The organism is Paenibacillus sp. FSL R5-0378, from assembly GCF_038009285.1.
In the GTDB taxonomy this organism is placed as follows: Bacteria; Bacillota; Bacilli; order Paenibacillales; family Paenibacillaceae; genus Paenibacillus_AQ; species Paenibacillus_AQ favisporus.
Genome location: NZ_JBBPAY010000001.1, coordinates 5057895 through 5073962, shown reverse-complemented (window position 1 = coordinate 5073962; position 16068 = coordinate 5057895). Strand labels below are relative to the sequence as shown.

Sequence of the window (16068 nt, the reverse complement as noted above, 5' to 3'; positions counted from 1 at the left end):
ATCAGGCTGATGCCAATGTTGAATATAGAAGGGTTGTGTCATGATTATGGATTCCGATTTGAATATTAAGTTAACATCTTATTCCAGCAAGGGCGGATGCGGCTGTAAAATCGGCCCTGCCGATCTGAGCCAGGTGCTTCGCGGCCTGCCGCCGGCAGCGCATGATCCGAATCTGCTGGTCGGGCTCGATACGAGCGATGACGCAGGCGTATACAAGCTGAATGACGATTTGGCGCTTGTACAGACGCTTGATTTCTTCACGCCGATCGTGGATGATCCGTATTCTTTTGGTCAAATCGCCGCGGCGAATGCGTTAAGCGATATTTATGCGATGGGCGGAAAACCGCTGACGGTGCTCAATATCGTCGCCTTCCCGATCTCCACGCTGGATAAACGCGTGCTGACCGAAATTCTCCGCGGAGCGGGGGACAAAGTCAAGGAAGCGGGCGCCACGCTCGTTGGCGGACATTCGATTGACGACAAAGAGCCGAAATTCGGTTTATCGGTCACCGGACTGGTGCATCCTGATAAAGTAAGAAGCAACGCGGGAGCGCGGCCCGGAGACAAGCTCATCCTGACCAAGCCGATCGGCGTGGGCATCATGACTACTTCAATCAAGAAAGATCAGCTCACCCCGGAAGAAATCCGGCGGGTGACGGAGGTCATGTCGACGCTGAACAAGAAAGCGGCAGAAATTATGGACGGCTATGAAGTCCATGCCTGCACCGATGTCACCGGGTTTGGCTTAATGGGCCACTCGCTTGAGATGGCCAAAGGCAGCGGGGTGGAAATCCGGATTCGCAAGCAGGATGTTCCCGTCCTGCCGCGGGTTCGTGAGCTTGCGGAGCAGGGACTGGTTCCAGGCGGATCCAAAAATAACTATGCGCATGTGCAGGACCATGTGATTTTCCCGGAAGCGATGGACGAGACGGACCGGTACATTTTGTGCGACGCGGTTACCTCCGGCGGCTTGCTCATTTCCGTAGGCCCGGATGAAGCGGAGCGTCTGCTTCAGGAGCTGGTGGATGCCGGCGTGGAAGCGAAACTTATAGGTGAGGTTACCGCAAAACATAGCGGGCAAATTGTGATTGAGTAAGGAGCTGTATCATGTTTCAGGATATACAGATCGAGAAGCTTAATGAACTGAGAGCGAAAAATGAAATCACCGTCATCGATGTCCGGTCCCCGTCCGAGTATGCGGAATCAACGATTCCGGGAAGCATCAACATCCCTTTCTTCAATGATGAAGAGCGGGCGGAGATCGGCACGCTGTACAAGCAGGTGAGCACCCAGGCTGCAAAGGAGCGGGGCCTCGAGATTGTGTCCGCAAAGCTGCCTTCCTTCGTAAAGCAATTTGCTGAAATTCAAGGGAATAAGGCGGTATTCTGCTGGCGCGGCGGCATGCGGAGCCGTACGACGGCGACGGTGCTGTCCCTGATGGGCATTCATGTACACCGGCTTGAAGGCGGCTACCGGACTTACCGGAAATGGGTGGTCGACACGCTTCAGAGCATGGAATTTGCTCCGGACGTGTACGTGATCCATGGCAACACCGGAACGGGGAAAACCTTGATTCTCCGGGAACTGCAGGAGAGGGGCTACCCGGTCGTTGATCTTGAAGGGATGGCGGGGCACCGCGGTTCCATTTTCGGCGAGATTGGCCTGAAGAGCAGCAACCAGAAGACCTTCGATGCCCTGCTGGTGGAGTCCCTGATCCGATATCAGGATTCTCCGTACATTCTGCTTGAGGCGGAGAGCAAGCGGATCGGAAAGGTGGTCCTGCCTGAATTTCTGGTCCAGAAGAAAGAGCTGGGGCGGCATATCGTGCTCGAAGCGCCGGTTGAGCTGCGGGTGAAGCACATTTTGGACGATTACCGCCCGTGGGAGTATCCTGCGGAAAGCCTGCTTGCTTTCTCAAAGATCAAGTCGCGGATTCATACGCCGATCGCCCAGGAAATCGAATTCAGCATGCAGCAAGGAAATTATGGGGCAGCTGTGAGACTGCTGCTGGAATACTATTACGATCCGAGATATGCGCATACTACCGAGGCTTACGGCGAAGCTTTTCATCAGGAACCGGTACTTGCCATCAAGTCGGTTGAGCAGGCGGTACAGCTGGTCGAGGAACGGATTCAGAGAGACCAAGAGCATGTCCAGGCAGCGGCGGAAGATGTACAAGTGAAAAAGCATCAATCCGTATAAAATGTTAGGAATGGGAAGGGCCAGGGGACTGGTTCACCACGTGTACTGCAAAAAGAAGGAATGCGCTGATGAGCGCATTCCTTCTTTGTTTAAGAGATCAGAAAGTATAAGTTTCGGAGCTTCTGCTTCCTGATCTCGCAAGAAAAACTTCAGCTAAACGCGGTCTGTCTTCTTTGAAGTTACGTCGATAGACGTTTTTCTTAAGAGATCAGAAAAGTATAAGTTTCGGAGCTTCTGCTTCCTGATCTCGCACGAAAAACTTCCTTTAGACGCGGTCTGTCTTCTTTGAAGGTACGTCGATAGACGTTTTTTTTAAGAGATCAGAAAAGTATAGGTTTCGGAGCTTCTGCTTCCTGATCTCGCAAGAAAAACTTCCTCTAGACGCGGTCTGACTTCTTTGAAGTTACGTCGATAGACGTTTTTTTTAAGAGATCAGAAAAGTATAAGTTTCGGAGCTTCTGCTTCCTGATCTCGCAAGAAAAACTTCAGCTAAACGCGGTCTGTCTTCTTTGAAGGTACGTCGATAGACGTTTTTCTTAAGAGTTCAGAAAAGTATAAGTTTCGGAGATTCTGCTTCCTGATCTCGCAAGAAAAACTTCAGCTGAACGCGGTCTGTCTTCTTTGAAGTTACGTCGATAGATGTTTTTCTTAAGAGATCAGAAAAGTATAAGTTTCGGAGCTTCTGCTTCCTGATCTCGCAAGAAAAACTTCCTCTAGACGCGGTCTGACTTCTTTGAAGGTACGTCGATAGACGTTTTTTTTAAGAGATCAGAAAAGTATAAGTTTCGGAGCTCTGCTTCCTGATCTCGCAAGAAAAACTTCAGCTGAACGCGGTCTGTCTTCTTTGAAGTTACGTCGATAGATGTTTTTCTTATGATCGTAAGCACGGATCAGCGTTACATGCTGGCCCAGAGACTGCGTCGCAGCTCCGCCGGTCTTGCGCCGGCCGTGCGTGCGTTCAGCAGTTCTACGAGCTCCTCCGCGCACCGTTCCGGCCGGTAAACCTCGCGTGGAGCGGAATGGTACGGGCTCATGCGGAAGCCGTGAGGTGCGGCAGCGGTACCGCCGGAGCTGATGGCATGCAGCCACCGGTCCAGGACAAGCGGGCTCAGGACTTCCCCATAGCCGCCGCTGACAAAATATTCGCAGTTTTTCTCCTCTTGGCCCGGAATCGACTCACAGAACAGCATGGGCAGCCCTTTGGCCATCGCTTCGGTGCAGGTCATCCCGCCCGGCTTTGTAATGAGCAGGTCGGAGGCATCCATCCATTTGCTGACTTCCTTCGTCTGCCCGATCACTACGATATTCGGATGCGAGAATGCAGGCGAGCTCTTTAATTTGGTTAGCAGCTTCTGGTTATTCCCAACACAGAACACGAGCTGTACGCGGTCCTTCCACTGGGCGAGCTGGTAGAACAGCTCCTTGTTTGCGACCAATCCCCAGCCTCCGCCCATAATGAAGACTGTCGGCATGTTTTTCAGCTTCAGCTTCCGCCTTACAATCGCTTTATCTTCCTTCGTCCAAAACGTCGGATGGACCGGGATGCCGGTTACGTTCACGCTGTTTGGATGAACCCCGCGTTTCAACAAAATCCGGCGGACGGATTCCGTCGATACGAGAAACTGGTCCACCTGACGGTTCATCCAGGAGCCGTGTGCGTCGTAATCGGTAATGACAGTGCAGAGCGGAACGTCCAGTCCGGAAGCCTTCAGCCGTCCGATGATTGCGCTGGGGATCGGATGGGTGCAGACGATGAGGTCGGGTCTCAGCTGACGGATCACATCAGCCGTATGATTGTAGAACAATTTATGGAGCGCCAAAGCGGTCAGACGCTTCAGCGGTTTGTCATGCTGTTTTCGATAAAGCATGCCGACAAGGGCCGGATTGGTGCTTACCGTGAGACGGTAGGCCGACAAGATCCATGGAGCTACGGTAGGATTCAGAAAAGAGCCAAGCTCGATTACCTTCGTATGCACATTGGGTTGAATTTCCTTCATGCCAGCAGCCAGCGCATAACCCGCCTGGGTATGACCGCTGCCGAATCCCTCGGATAATATGAGTACACGCTTCTTTTGCACGATTGTTCACCTTCTACCTAGATTAATTTTGGGCTTCGCTAGAGAGCGAGCCTCGTTTCTATAAAAAAGTTTGCTTATGTTATAAGTGGGTAAGCTTATGTAATTGAACCTGCTATAGTAACAGTGTATGCTTTCATGCGTTCAAACAAAACGGCCCGTGGACCAGTCTCAAACTGGACTTAAGTCGGGGGGGCGCTGCTCACGATCCACTTCACTGCCGTTGACCAGTGACATCATATTCATTAGACGCTTGAGAGCCACGGCAGCCCTGCAAATGGATTATAGAAACTGGATTCATAGGTTTGTGATCAAGTTCGGCTAGCATTCATTGAGAAGGGTGCAGAAGGGGATAAAGGTCGGTCCTGCGGGTTACGCCTCCGGCCGATTCAGCGGATACAGCGCGGCGCGCGTGAGCCATAGGGCCATCTCCACAGCCGTTTCTTGCATTTGATGGTTCAGCCAATAGTAGATGAGCCCCATCATCCCGCCGGAGGAGAAGGAAGCCTGGAGCGCGTCTGTCGTGAAAGCGAGCAATTCGCTCTTGATCACCTGGTCCAGCTGGACAGGGAAATCCTTAACATTCATCATGATGGTGTAGAATGCCGCATGCTGACGGATATGCTCAAACAAGGCAACGGCTGAAGAAATCGGTTTACCGGATTCCTCATAATCCTTCCTGGCCGACTCATGGGTATAGGAAGGATTGCGCATCGCGCTGCGAAGCGCCGTAAGAATGCCGGATGCGGTTTGGTTCAACAGGTCATCCTTGTCGTAATAATGAAGATAGAAGGTCGAACGGTTTACGCCCGCTTTTTCCACAATGTTACGGATGGTGATTGATGCGTAGTCCTTTTCCGCCATAAGGCTGATTAAAGCCTCGGATAGATAGTGCTGGGTGTAGGTGACTCGTTTGTTCATATGTCTAATATCCTCCAGATGATATTGAAAACGCTGTAAAATAGACATTTTCGGCCAGATTGACGTTTGATCGCCAAATTGGACGGGCGCTATAATGATTATAGACAATGTGTTGTCTAATTCAAAGGTTGGAGGTAGGTTGGTCATGAAGCTACAAGACAAAGTAACGGTTATTACAGGTGCCGGATCAGGAATGGGAAAGGAAATGGCTCTTTTATTTGCTAAGGAAGGCGCCAAACTGGTTCTCGCTGATATCTCCCAGGCCTCTCTTGACCAAGTCGTTGCAGAAATTCAGCAGCAGGGCGGTACCGCAGTTGGGGTCATCGCGAATGTTGCCAAGGAAGAAGATGTGCAGAATATGATCGATACCGCAGTGAATCAGTACGGATCGCTGGACGTGCTGGTCAACAATGCGGGAATTATGGATAAAATGGTGGCGGCGGCCGAAGTGACCGACGAACTGTGGGAGCGTGTCTTCGCCGTCAATACGACAGGCCCGATGCGGGCGATCCGCAAAGCGCTTCCAATTATGGTCAAGCAGGGAAAAGGCGTCATCGTCAATACGGCATCTGTCGGCGGATTGTTTGGCTCCCGGGCAGGGGCAGCTTATACGGCGTCCAAGCATGCCGTGATCGGTTTAACCAAAAATGTCGGCTACCAGTACGCGAAGCTCGGCATTCGCTGCAACGCGATCGCCCCGGGCGGTGTGGAGACCAACATTATGTCCGATACGCCTAGTATGGATATGAATGCGCTTGGTGTGCAGCAAGCGATGGCCGGCATGGGCGTGAATCCAAGAACCGGCAAGCCGGATGAAATCGCGAAGGTCGCTTTGTTCCTCGCCTCGGACGATTCCAGCTTTGTAAACGGTACGGTTATTACAGCGGACGCCGGCTGGACGGCTTATTAATCCCGCTTCGTCCTGGATGGTTCGATTCATACGCTAAATGTATATTCTCTGATTTCCCATTAAAAAAGCGCCGTCGTCCGTCCTTTTCGGCACCACGATCGGCGCTGTTCTGCTTTCTTATTGCTGACTACCAGTGTCATCGGTTTGCGGCTCCAGGATTTACGCCCCCCGAGAACCGGATCGCTGGAAACCTTTTGCGGCTTCCCGGAATCGATCGTCTTCATTCTTTTCATCTGTAGATTCCTCCATCGTTATCATGTTCGCCTGGAAACCGGTGTCTAACTTCACGGTAAATCTAAGCTTCCGGCGTTCAACTGATTATAGCATAAACGGTCTTTCTGCTTAGCACAAGATGCTGCGGCACAAAATTTTCCTGGAAAATCCAAATTGGCAGCCAATTCTCTAACGTCCCATGTTATAATCAAAATGGTTTATATTGGTATAACAGGGAGGAAGAAGGATGGACGAACAACAACATGCCGCGGGCATGCCAAAAAATCAGGCAAAGGAGAGGAGCTTAAGAAACACATCTGTAGCCAAAAAGGTGCTTGCAGGCACACTTGGACTCAGTCTTCTGCAGGTGCCTTTGTTGGCATCAGCGGATACAGCCAGCGGGACTTCCGTTGTGAAGGATTCCGTAGTTTCAGCGTCCCAGGACAGCGGCTCTACAGCTTCGAAGGGACTCAATCCGGCCGACGCCAAAATTACGAAAGCCCAAGCGGAATCGCGTGTAAAGGATTTGTTCCCGGTGCTCAAGGAGGCAAGACTGGATGGAGTAACCTATGGGGAGCAGAACGTGTCCCCGCCCAACACGAAGAAGGTATGGGTGCAGAATTGGACGATACAGAAGGGAAACCACTCGACGGGCTTCAGTACCGAAGTGGACGCGATTACGGGGGATATCCTGAACTATTATTATCCATATTCGTATCCGTTTGACGATTCCAACACAGCCTATTACCCGCCGGCGGTTTCCGAGCAGGAAGCTCAGAAAATCGCCGAGGCGTTTATACCCAAAGCAGCTCCTTCTATTAAAGCAGGTACGATGAAACCGTCAAACCAGAACCTCTATTTATCCAACAAGGCGTTGTTCGGACCGGTTCAGTATTCATTTTCGTACACGATTGACGTCAATGGGATTCCTGCAGACAATGAGTCTGTGAGCCTGGATGTGGACGGCAACGGAAATATCGTCCGCTTTAACCGCAATACTAACCAGGGGGATTATCCAGCGGCCAAAGCCACCATCAGCAAGGAAGATGCGGAGAAGAGGCTTGAGCAGGGCTTGTCCGTAACGCTTGCATACATACCGTCCACCTCGCTGTACGATACGTCCGCCAACCGGGAATGGAAGATCGGCTATGTTCCTGACCGGACATTGGAGCCGATGGATGCCAATTCCGGGAAGCGGATCGATACCATTTTTGGCAAGGATTTGGATGGCCCAAGCCAAGCGGTTAGCTATACCGCATTAAAGGCTTCCGGTAAATTGTTCACCCCGAATAAAGGCGGGCAGCTGACCTCGGACGAAGTGCTGCAGCGGCTTCAAGGCATTGCCCCGGGCTCGGATTACCAGATCCAATCCAATCTCGGAAATTATTGGGGCGGCACCGGTAAGCAAGCTTGGAGCCTGAACTGGAACAAAAGAACTGCCGGGATATACCGCGATGACAGCAAGTATGCGTACGTGGACGCCGACACAGGGCAGCTGCTGAGCTACCATGAGTTCCAGTATCCGGATGCCGAACCGGCCAAAGCCACCGCTCCGTCCGTGACGGAAGCCCAGGCACAAGCGAAAGCCATTGAGCTGGTGCTGGCCCATTATCCGAATGCCGCCGAAGCTCTGAAACTGTCAGACGCCAAAACGTTGAATACGGCAACAAAGACGGTTTATCAATTTGTGTTCCAGCGTTTCTACAAGGACTTGCCTGTTAACGGAATGACGGTGAACGTCTCTATCGACGGCAGCGGCAAGTTGGTGAACTACAATGCGGATACTTCCCTTTCGGATAAAGATATCAAAGCGTTGGACAATTTGACAGCAAAAGTTGATCCGAAAGACGCACAGCAGCGCCTGCTGGACGATCTCAGCGTGGAGCTGCGGTACATCAGCAGCGGCGGTTACACAGTGGATAACACGTACGTGGAACCGAAAGTTCGATTGGCGTATGTTCCAACGCTGAACGGAGACCGGAACGTAGGATATATCGATGGGGTTACAGGGAAAACCGAAGCATCAAGTCTGCTGCCCGTTTCGAACAAGGACAAGAGCGCTGCGCTTCCGAGCGATGCGGCAAACCACGCGGCAAGCAAGGATTTGGCGACGCTGCTCGAATACCGCGTGTTGTCGCCTGGTGAAGATGGCTTGCTCCATCCCGAAGCGGAGCTGACTTTGGGGGACTGGATCCAAATGATGGCGAAAGGGGTTTACCCAGATCAAGGCTATTATGGGGGCCAGTATCAACCGATCTTTACCGACGTTCCAGCCGACAGTCCGATCTCTGGAGCGGTACAGCTGTTCTTGGATAAAGGCTGGCTGAAAGACGAGAAATCGTCGGAGCTGCATCCGGAGCAGAAGCTGACCCGTGAAGCGGTGGCCACCAGCCTGACCACGGCTCTGCATTACAACCGCCTGTCCAAGTTCTTCCAGCAGGATGCACAGGCGTTGTCCCTATCGGACGCGAATGCGATCCAGGACAAAGGCGCCGTTGCGCTTATGCTGAAGCTCGGACTGATGGACGCCGCGGGGGGCAAATTCGACCCGGCGAAGCCGGTCACCAAGGCTGAAGCGGCGACGATTATGGTCCGCTTGGCACATCTCCAAAGCAAAGTGGATACCCCGCTTAACCAAAGATACTAGTCATTTTACGTGATCGAGCTTGGGGTTGCCATTACCCGTGTGCCTCTTGAACAACAGCCGCAGTCTCCGGACTGCGGCTGTCTGTATGTTAAGGCTTATTTGCCGTAACTTTTAACGGCGGGGGCTTCATATTTACTCATCATGTCCAGCAATACAGACACATTTGGCTCAATGATGGCCATGGATTGGTACTGTGGCTGCATGAACTGTTCCCGTACCATATGCTCAAACAGGGAGATCATCGGATCGTAATAACGATTCACGTTCAGCATGCCAATGGGCTTGCGGTGAATGCCGATCTGGGCCCACGTGAACGCCTCGAAAAACTCCTCCATCGTGCCCGGTCCACCCGGAAGCACGAGGAATGCGTCGGCGAGCTCCGCCATTTTAAACTTCCGGTCATGCATCGTGCCGACCACATGAAGCTCGGTCAACCCTTGATGCGAAATTTCCCGGTCTACCAGCACCTGTGGAATGACGCCGATGGTCTGCCCGCCTTCAGCAATGACCGTATCGGCCAGTACGCCCATGATCCCTACGCTGGATCCCCCATAAACCAGGGTTAACCCGCGCCGGACCATTTCTTTGCCCAGCTCGACTGCTGCTTCCCGATACGCCGGCGACGCACCGTAACTTGATCCGCAATACACAGCTAAATGTTTCATAACATAACTCCCTTCCTACGAGCCTTCTCTGTTTAGGTCTTTTTCATTATAAATGATTTTCCGGACCCATGGTCGTGAAAATCTCCTCCGTTAGGTTAAGCCAAAGTAAAAAACGCTACCCCAAAGTTCGTGCTCAAGTCACGGTTTATTGGATGGCAAAAGGGGAATATTAAGGGAGAATCACCACCCGAACGCGGACTCATTTATCAAAATCTATGACGAGGCGGAATAACCATGATATCCTTTGTCTTGACCTTGAAACGGCTGCTGACCGGACTGTTTCATGCGTTTAAACTGAAAAATTTCCAGGTTTTCTTTGTCTTAATTGTTCTGCTGCTTGTTTCTGGCACGATTTTTTATACCACGGAAGAAAACTTAAGCGTCATAGACGCGCTATATTTCTGTATCACGACGCTGAGTACGGTAGGTCATCCGGACTTCATGCCCAAGACGGGACTCGGCAAAATTTTTACGATGATTTATATCGTGGTAGGCACCGGCACCTTTATGGGGCTGCTCAGTTATGTTGCTTACGGGGTCGTTCAGAGCAATCAAAAGGACGGCGATATTGATACGGAACGTGACCGTTTTAAGAAGAAGGCCAAGCATAAATAATATGAAGCAGGCGAAAATCTCCGCGGGATTCCGCGGTTTTTTTGTACGATTAACGTCACGAATGAGGAAGTCCGGGTACGAAGCACTATGTTATAATTTACGGGAAGGTTGAACATGCAGTCATCTTGGAAGCAGGAGTGAAGCGTCTTGAAAACAGTCGTCATTATCGGCGGGGGGATTACGGGGTTGTCGGCCGCGTATTATTTGCGCCGGACCTTAAATCAATACAGCGGGCAGACGGAGCCGGCGAACATCATTCTCGTTGAAGCGGAACAGACGCTGGGCGGAAAAATGCGGACCGTATACGACGGCGGTTTTACGATGGAATCCGGCGCCGATTCGATCGTGACCCGGAAAACGAATGTGGCTCCGCTGATTCAGGAACTGAACCTGGCGGATCAGGTCGTCTATAATGCGACGGGAATTTCCTACATCTATACGGACGGCAGGCTGAAGCAGATACCGAAGGATGCCGTCTTTGGGATTCCGACCAGCATCGAATCGCTTGCCACAACCGAGCTGGTATCCGCGGAGGGCAAGGTGGAAGCCCTGAAAGACCTGTATACCCCCAATGAGCATTTCACAAAAAATGATTCGGTCGGTGCGTTTCTGGAAGCCTTTCTTGGAAAGGAGTTCGTGGAGAAGCAGATCGCGCCCGTCTTGTCAGGCGTTTATTCAGGCAAACTGAGCGATTTGACGATCGCATCAACGCTGCCTTACTTGATCGATTATAAAAACGAATACGGAAGCCTGATCAAAGGGCTGTCCGAAAATCGCGCAAAATTTCAAAGCGGCGGGCAAAAAAAATTCATGTCCTTCCAAAACGGTGTTTCTGCGTTGATTGATGCCTTAGAGCAGCAGCTGACCGGAACGGAGATCGTGAAGGGGGTACGGGCCGAATCCGTGGCCAAGGATGGAAGCCGTTATGCGGTGACGCTGGCAGACGGCCGCGTGATTGATGCTGACTATGTGGTGCTCGGCACGATGCACTATGCGGCGCAGCAGCTGCTTGCGGATCCGGTATTGGACCAGGAGTTCAACCAGCTGAAGAACAGCTCCATGATCAGTGTTTACGTCGGTTTCGATCTTCCGGATGCCGAGCTGCCTGCAGACGGCACGGGCTTTATTACGGCCGATGGCAGCGACATTACGTGCAATGCCTGCACATGGACAAGCCGGAAATGGGAGCATACCTCCCGTGAACGTAAGCTGCTCGTCAGACTCTTTTACAAAAGCAGCAATCCACGCTACGATGAGCTGGTTCAGCTAAGCGAGGGAGAGCTGCTGAACGTTGCGCTGGAAGATATCCGTAAGAGCCTGGGGATTACCGGCGATCCGGTCACCCACGAGGTCACGAAGTGGCATAATGTGATGCCGAATTATCATATCAAGCACCACAGCATCGTCAAGGATCTGGAACAGAAAATGGCCGAGCGGTTCCCGAACATCTATCTGGCCGGATGTTCCTATTATGGCGTCGGCATTCCGGATTGTATTGCTAACGGCGAGCAAACGGCATATAAAATCGCTGCACAACTGTAAGCTTAAAAACGATCAAAAAGCGAATACAAGCGAATAGAGCGAATATGCGCGAACAGCCGCCCGAAAGGGCGGCTGTTTTAACGATAGACATGCATCCAATTCCATTTTCCCTGCCAAAGTGAATAGAATTCAGCTCTAGCATTGCCTTTCACATCAAAGGCTTGGAGAACGATACGCTGCTTGAGCATTTTCCCGCCTAGCCCGATAATATATTTAGCTAGACTTTGGCAGAAACGGGGGAGAAGCTTGTTATGTTAGAAGCTATCGACGAAGCAGTAAGCATCAATTCGCTCATTTGGTTGTTTCTTGCTGCATTTATGATTCACGATTTTGAAGAAATCATTACGGTGGAAGGCTGGATGAGGCGAAATTATGATCAGGTCAGCCGGATCGTCCCTGACCGCGCGGGCCGGATCCTCAAAGATTTTTCCAATATCACCGGTTCCCAGTTTGCCGTAGCCGTATTTTTCGAGTTTATCTTGTTTATCCCATTTACATACTTGGCCGCCGAGCATCGTTGGATGCTTTTGTTTACAGGCTTTAATACGATTATGTTTATCCATGTATTTACGCATGTGGGGCAGAGCATATACCTTCGGAGATATACGCCTGGCGTGGTGACCGCGGTGCTGGTTACACTGCCATATTCAATGTACTTATTTTACCGCCTGCTGGATGCAGGCTTGGTAAATGGCTCAGACCTCGCCTGGAGCATCCCCGTTGGTGCTGCTACCGTGCTGCCTGTCGTGTGGATCGGTCATCAGTGTGCGCGGCGGATTGCGCCGAACAGGTAAGGGGGATGGACGACTCTGTTAGGGTATTTTGACCTGAGCACGTTCCGTTCTGGCTCATCCGTTCTCTGGCAGCAAAAAAGGAGCCCTAAGGCTCCTGCCGGAGATCAGTTTCGAATCCCGTTCACCGGTGTCATCTGGAGGAAATAAAACTTTCCTTTTTTATTAATCTTTCCGGTAATGGTGGCTGCGCCTTTCTTTGTAAAGATGTATTCGTTCTTCTTGATCTGCACCGAGTACCCTTTCATTTGAATCCCGAACACAGCCTTGGCTTTGGGCTTGATCGCGGAAAGGGCCTGGTTTTTGCTGAGAACGGGCTTGGCAAAGGATTTGGCGAAGTCCTGGTCGTTCGTCCAATCCTGGCCGAGTAAATTTTGGATCTCCCAGACCTTACCGGTTTTTGCCCCGATAACGACGTAATTGTTATCCTCATCGTCCCGGAAGTTCCAGACAAATTTCTTGTCCCCGGTTTTTTCGCGCAGCACATATTCGAACGGTTTGGTGAGGCTGATGCCCAACGTCTTCAGGGACTGATTCGCTTTATTGGCAAGCTGTGCTTTGACGGAGGCTAATGAATAAGTCATGCTGGCCGATATTTGGTTCCCTTGATCCAGATCGATGTACAGGCTCTGATTGTTTCCCCAGAGAACCCAATAATTTCGGGGAGCATTATCCTGGTAAGGGGAGTGAACACGCCAGATGGCTTCTGTTTTGAACTTGTGATCGGTGTCATAGGTTTTCAAGAAGGCAGCCGTTTTATTGGCCAGGGCTGCACCGATAACCGCATTGGTATTCGAAGATTTATAGATGATGCTGGTCGATTCCACCCGTTTCTTTGCCGGATTATACTGCTGGTTAAACTCGGCATCGATTTGACCGCTGAGTTTTCCGTAAATAAACAGGGGCTGGCCGTTTGCATCCTTATCCACGCTCGTAAATTCGATCTTGGTGCTGCCTGAGAGTTTGTTCAGAGCTTTTGTCAATTGAGCTTCAACTGCAGGATCCAAGCTTATGGAAGATGCTTCGATTTGCGCTTCAGCAGGCATGGATGGGGGTGCCGCATAGATCGGGGCAGCAGACAGCAGCAGCGAAAGGGCGGCGGCCGATAGGGTGATAGAACTCCATTTTTTCATTTGTTGTTTTCCCTCCTGTGTCTTGTATCCAAATGGTTTAGGTATTCATGCACTAGACGTCGTGAAATATGAAAATGTTTCAAGATATGGATTTTTTTATAAATATTTATTGAATTTATAGCTTAAATCAAGGGAAGAAGCTGCTTCGCATAAAAGGAAAGCTCGCTTTCCGATTCTAAATCGCGAAGGAGCGCAAGCTGAAGAAAACGTCTCGGCTGGTCCTTCGCGGATTCTTCCCGAAGCATGGCGGCGACCTCCGCCAGTTCATTCTTTCTCTGGTTCGGTACGGCGATATCCGGAATGATCGACGCTATTTTTTGGATCAGCGCATCTTTTCTCCCTTCGCGGGATGCAAACAGGCCCTTGAGATCGATTTGGGAATATTCCGTCATGAGCTCGTCGGTAAGCAGGGAGGGAACCGGCCGTTTTGCCAACCCCTCCATCAGATCGTCCATCCGCTCAGCGATGAACACAGCTAACCTTTTTTTGTCGATTGGCAAATAACCGAACAACAGGTGAAAGGTATACTCTCGAATTAGACCGCTCAGCATTGCAGTGGCATCCCACTTCCACTCCTCGATGCCAGGCCCGTACCGGCGGAGCAGAATATCTTGATAGTACAGGAACATGCTCCTTCTCATTCCGTTCAGAACGCTTTCGATTTTATCGTTATTAACCGGAGGCAGCTCGTTATGGTCACGCGAAATATAGTACCCGTGCTCCATATAAAAATCGAACTGATAGGCAAGCTCCTCCAGGTAGGTTTCTTTCGTCGGCAGCTGCATTTTCCGGATATGATCGACCGCATCGATCATGTCCTGCTGGCGCTTCTCCAATATGCTGATGTACAGTTCCTCTTTCGAACTGAAATGCTTGTACAGCGAGCCTTTGGCGATGCTGCAATCATCGGCGATATCCTGTATTGAAGTCGCCTGGTAACCTTTTTCCGCAAAAAGCCGGATGGCCGACTCCAAAATTTTCTCCTTCAGCACACTCATTCGTGCCGCCTCCTTCGTTGGCGCTCAATCACTACTCATGTCTAGCTCAGATATGTTTCCGAACGCGATGTCCGGTTACGGGAATGACCATAAGGTTCTTGTAAAAACTAATGAGTCACATTACAATTATCTTATCGGCCTACAACATTGGTGTCAAATCCAAGTCACGCTTTATATGGCCGATCCATCTTAATGATGGTGCTTGAAAAGGAGAGAAAACAACTTGCTGGATATGGTAGTGGAAGTCAAAAAAGCTCAAGAGGGCGATCTCGATACTTTTGTCAAGCTTATACGCCAACTGGAATCACGGCTGTATGGCTTGGCCAAGTCTATAGTGAAGCGTGACGAGGATTGTGCGGATGCAATCCAGGAAACGCTGCTTAAGGCTTATAAGTCATTAAATACGTTGAAGAAGCCCGAATTTTTCAATACTTGGATCATCCGGATTTTGATCAACGAATGCAATCAAGTGCTGCGGCTCCGAAAACGAACCATCGTGATGGGGGAGCTGCCCGAAACGAACTACCCAATCGCTGCTCATGGCGCAGATCATCAAACGAGCGACCTGCAGGAGGCGGTTGACCGGTTAAACGATACGCTAAGACTGGTTGTGCATTTGTTTTATTATCAGGACCTGTCGGTCAAGCAAATCGCGGAAATCCTTGAAATTTCGGAAGGCGCCGTCAGGGCAAGGCTGCATCGGGCAAGAGGCGTACTTGCGGATTGGATGAACTCAATGCGAATGAACTTTGCGGGGATTTGAAAAACGATAATAATCACTCAGAAACGGTAAGAATAGATACTTATACAGGAGCATCGTATAGATAAAATAAATGATCCACGCCAGGAAAGGAACATGTTGATATGCCTGCAACATCCGTCGGAGTCATCATCACGAACCGTACCGTATTCCTCGCCTGCCATTCCACGGGCAATACGTTTTACGATCTGCCCAAAGGTATGCCAGAGGAGGGAGAGACACTGGAGCAGACCGCATGCCGGGAAGTTCTGGAGGAAAGCGGCCTTAACATTCTACCCGATCAAATCAAGGATTTAGGCGTGTTCCCGTATAACCGGGCCAAAAACCTTCATCTGTTCTTATGGGAAGCGGAATCTCTCCCCCCGATAGAGGAAATGGCCTGTACTTCTACGTTTATTGACCGGTACAGCGGTCAGGCGAAGCCGGAGGTAGACAGTTACGAATACATCGGTTTCGATCAAGCTGATAACATGATGACAGCGAATATGGCACGCGTAATCCGTGATGCGGAGCAGCGTATTCGGGAAATGTCCTGAGTTTAATCCAGACAACGAAGCCACCTCTAGCAGGCGGCTTTTTTGCTGCGTGATCACGTC

15 protein-coding genes are annotated in these 16068 nt (G+C 50.8%); 9 read left to right on the top strand and 6 right to left on the bottom strand.

All coding sequences use genetic code 11. The features are described 5' to 3' along the window. Window positions 1-40: 40 nt before the first annotated feature. Both selD and mnmH read left to right on the top strand, forming a co-directional pair. Window positions 41-1096, top strand: coding sequence for a selenide, water dikinase SelD (selD, locus tag MKY74_RS23495; protein WP_144025437.1), 1056 nt, complete (start codon window positions 41-43; stop codon window positions 1094-1096). A gap of 11 nt (window positions 1097-1107) precedes the next feature. Further along, the gene (gene mnmH, locus MKY74_RS23490) at window positions 1108-2202 is read left to right on the top strand and encodes a tRNA 2-selenouridine(34) synthase MnmH (RefSeq protein ID WP_076171720.1); all 1095 of its coding nucleotides are present in this window, start codon (window positions 1108-1110) and stop codon (window positions 2200-2202) included. Between the two features lie 896 nt (window positions 2203-3098). Here the strand turns inward: mnmH and MKY74_RS23485 are convergent. Both MKY74_RS23485 and MKY74_RS23480 read right to left on the bottom strand, forming a co-directional pair. Then, window positions 3099-4280 carry an MGDG synthase family glycosyltransferase gene (locus MKY74_RS23485; RefSeq protein ID WP_076164363.1) on the bottom strand — a complete coding sequence of 394 codons (1182 nt, stop codon included), beginning with the start codon at window positions 4278-4280 and terminating at the stop codon, window positions 3099-3101. Window positions 4281-4649: 369 nt separating this feature from the next. Further along, window positions 4650-5198 (bottom strand): TetR/AcrR family transcriptional regulator, encoded by a 549-nt coding sequence (locus MKY74_RS23480; RefSeq protein WP_076164366.1) that lies wholly within the window; start codon window positions 5196-5198, stop codon window positions 4650-4652. A 145-nt stretch (window positions 5199-5343) separates the two neighbouring features. Between MKY74_RS23480 and MKY74_RS23475 the strand changes: the two genes are divergently transcribed. Next, window positions 5344-6108 (top strand): SDR family oxidoreductase, encoded by a 765-nt coding sequence (locus MKY74_RS23475; RefSeq protein WP_076164369.1) that lies wholly within the window; start codon window positions 5344-5346, stop codon window positions 6106-6108. A gap of 59 nt (window positions 6109-6167) precedes the next feature. Here the strand turns inward: MKY74_RS23475 and MKY74_RS23470 are convergent, their stop codons facing one another. Beyond that, window positions 6168-6341 carry a hypothetical protein gene (locus MKY74_RS23470; protein ID WP_167372806.1) on the bottom strand — a complete coding sequence of 58 codons (174 nt, stop codon included), beginning with the start codon at window positions 6339-6341 and terminating at the stop codon, window positions 6168-6170. 227 nt (window positions 6342-6568) lie between these two features. Here MKY74_RS23470 and MKY74_RS23465 point away from each other — a divergent pair, with 227 nt between their 5' ends. Continuing rightward, a complete protein-coding gene (locus MKY74_RS23465; protein WP_076164372.1) occupies window positions 6569-8968 on the top strand; it encodes a YcdB/YcdC domain-containing protein in 2400 nt (799 codons plus the stop codon). Between the two features lie 95 nt (window positions 8969-9063). Here MKY74_RS23465 and MKY74_RS23460 read toward each other — a convergent pair whose 3' ends face one another. Further along, entirely contained in the window at window positions 9064-9633 is a 570-nt protein-coding gene (locus tag MKY74_RS23460; protein ID WP_076164374.1) for an LOG family protein, read from the bottom strand. A 234-nt stretch (window positions 9634-9867) separates the two neighbouring features. Between MKY74_RS23460 and MKY74_RS23455 the strand changes: the two genes are divergently transcribed. From MKY74_RS23455 to MKY74_RS23445, 3 genes are all read left to right on the top strand, one after another. Next, a complete protein-coding gene (locus MKY74_RS23455; RefSeq protein WP_076164377.1) occupies window positions 9868-10248 on the top strand; it encodes a potassium channel family protein in 381 nt (126 codons plus the stop codon). Window positions 10249-10395: 147 nt separating this feature from the next. Beyond that, window positions 10396-11790 (top strand): protoporphyrinogen oxidase, encoded by a 1395-nt coding sequence (locus tag MKY74_RS23450; RefSeq protein ID WP_076164379.1) that lies wholly within the window; start codon window positions 10396-10398, stop codon window positions 11788-11790. Between the two features lie 251 nt (window positions 11791-12041). Then, window positions 12042-12584 carry an HXXEE domain-containing protein gene (locus tag MKY74_RS23445; RefSeq protein ID WP_076164381.1) on the top strand — a complete coding sequence of 181 codons (543 nt, stop codon included), beginning with the start codon at window positions 12042-12044 and terminating at the stop codon, window positions 12582-12584. A 104-nt stretch (window positions 12585-12688) separates the two neighbouring features. Here MKY74_RS23445 and MKY74_RS23440 read toward each other — a convergent pair whose 3' ends face one another. Both MKY74_RS23440 and MKY74_RS23435 read right to left on the bottom strand, forming a co-directional pair. Further along, window positions 12689-13714: a hypothetical protein gene (locus tag MKY74_RS23440; RefSeq protein ID WP_076164383.1), complete on the bottom strand. Its 1026-nt coding sequence runs from the start codon at window positions 13712-13714 to the stop codon at window positions 12689-12691. A gap of 122 nt (window positions 13715-13836) precedes the next feature. Then, on the bottom strand, window positions 13837-14712 hold the full coding sequence (locus MKY74_RS23435; RefSeq protein WP_076164385.1) for a TetR/AcrR family transcriptional regulator: 876 nt from the start codon (window positions 14710-14712) through the stop codon (window positions 13837-13839). 232 nt (window positions 14713-14944) lie between these two features. Between MKY74_RS23435 and MKY74_RS23430 the strand changes: the two genes are divergently transcribed. After that, window positions 14945-15475 (top strand): sigma-70 family RNA polymerase sigma factor, encoded by a 531-nt coding sequence (locus MKY74_RS23430; protein ID WP_076169221.1) that lies wholly within the window; start codon window positions 14945-14947, stop codon window positions 15473-15475. Window positions 15476-15576: 101 nt separating this feature from the next. Then, the gene (locus MKY74_RS23425; RefSeq protein WP_076164387.1) at window positions 15577-16008 is read left to right on the top strand and encodes an NUDIX hydrolase; all 432 of its coding nucleotides are present in this window, start codon (window positions 15577-15579) and stop codon (window positions 16006-16008) included. Window positions 16009-16068: the final 60 nt, after the last annotated feature.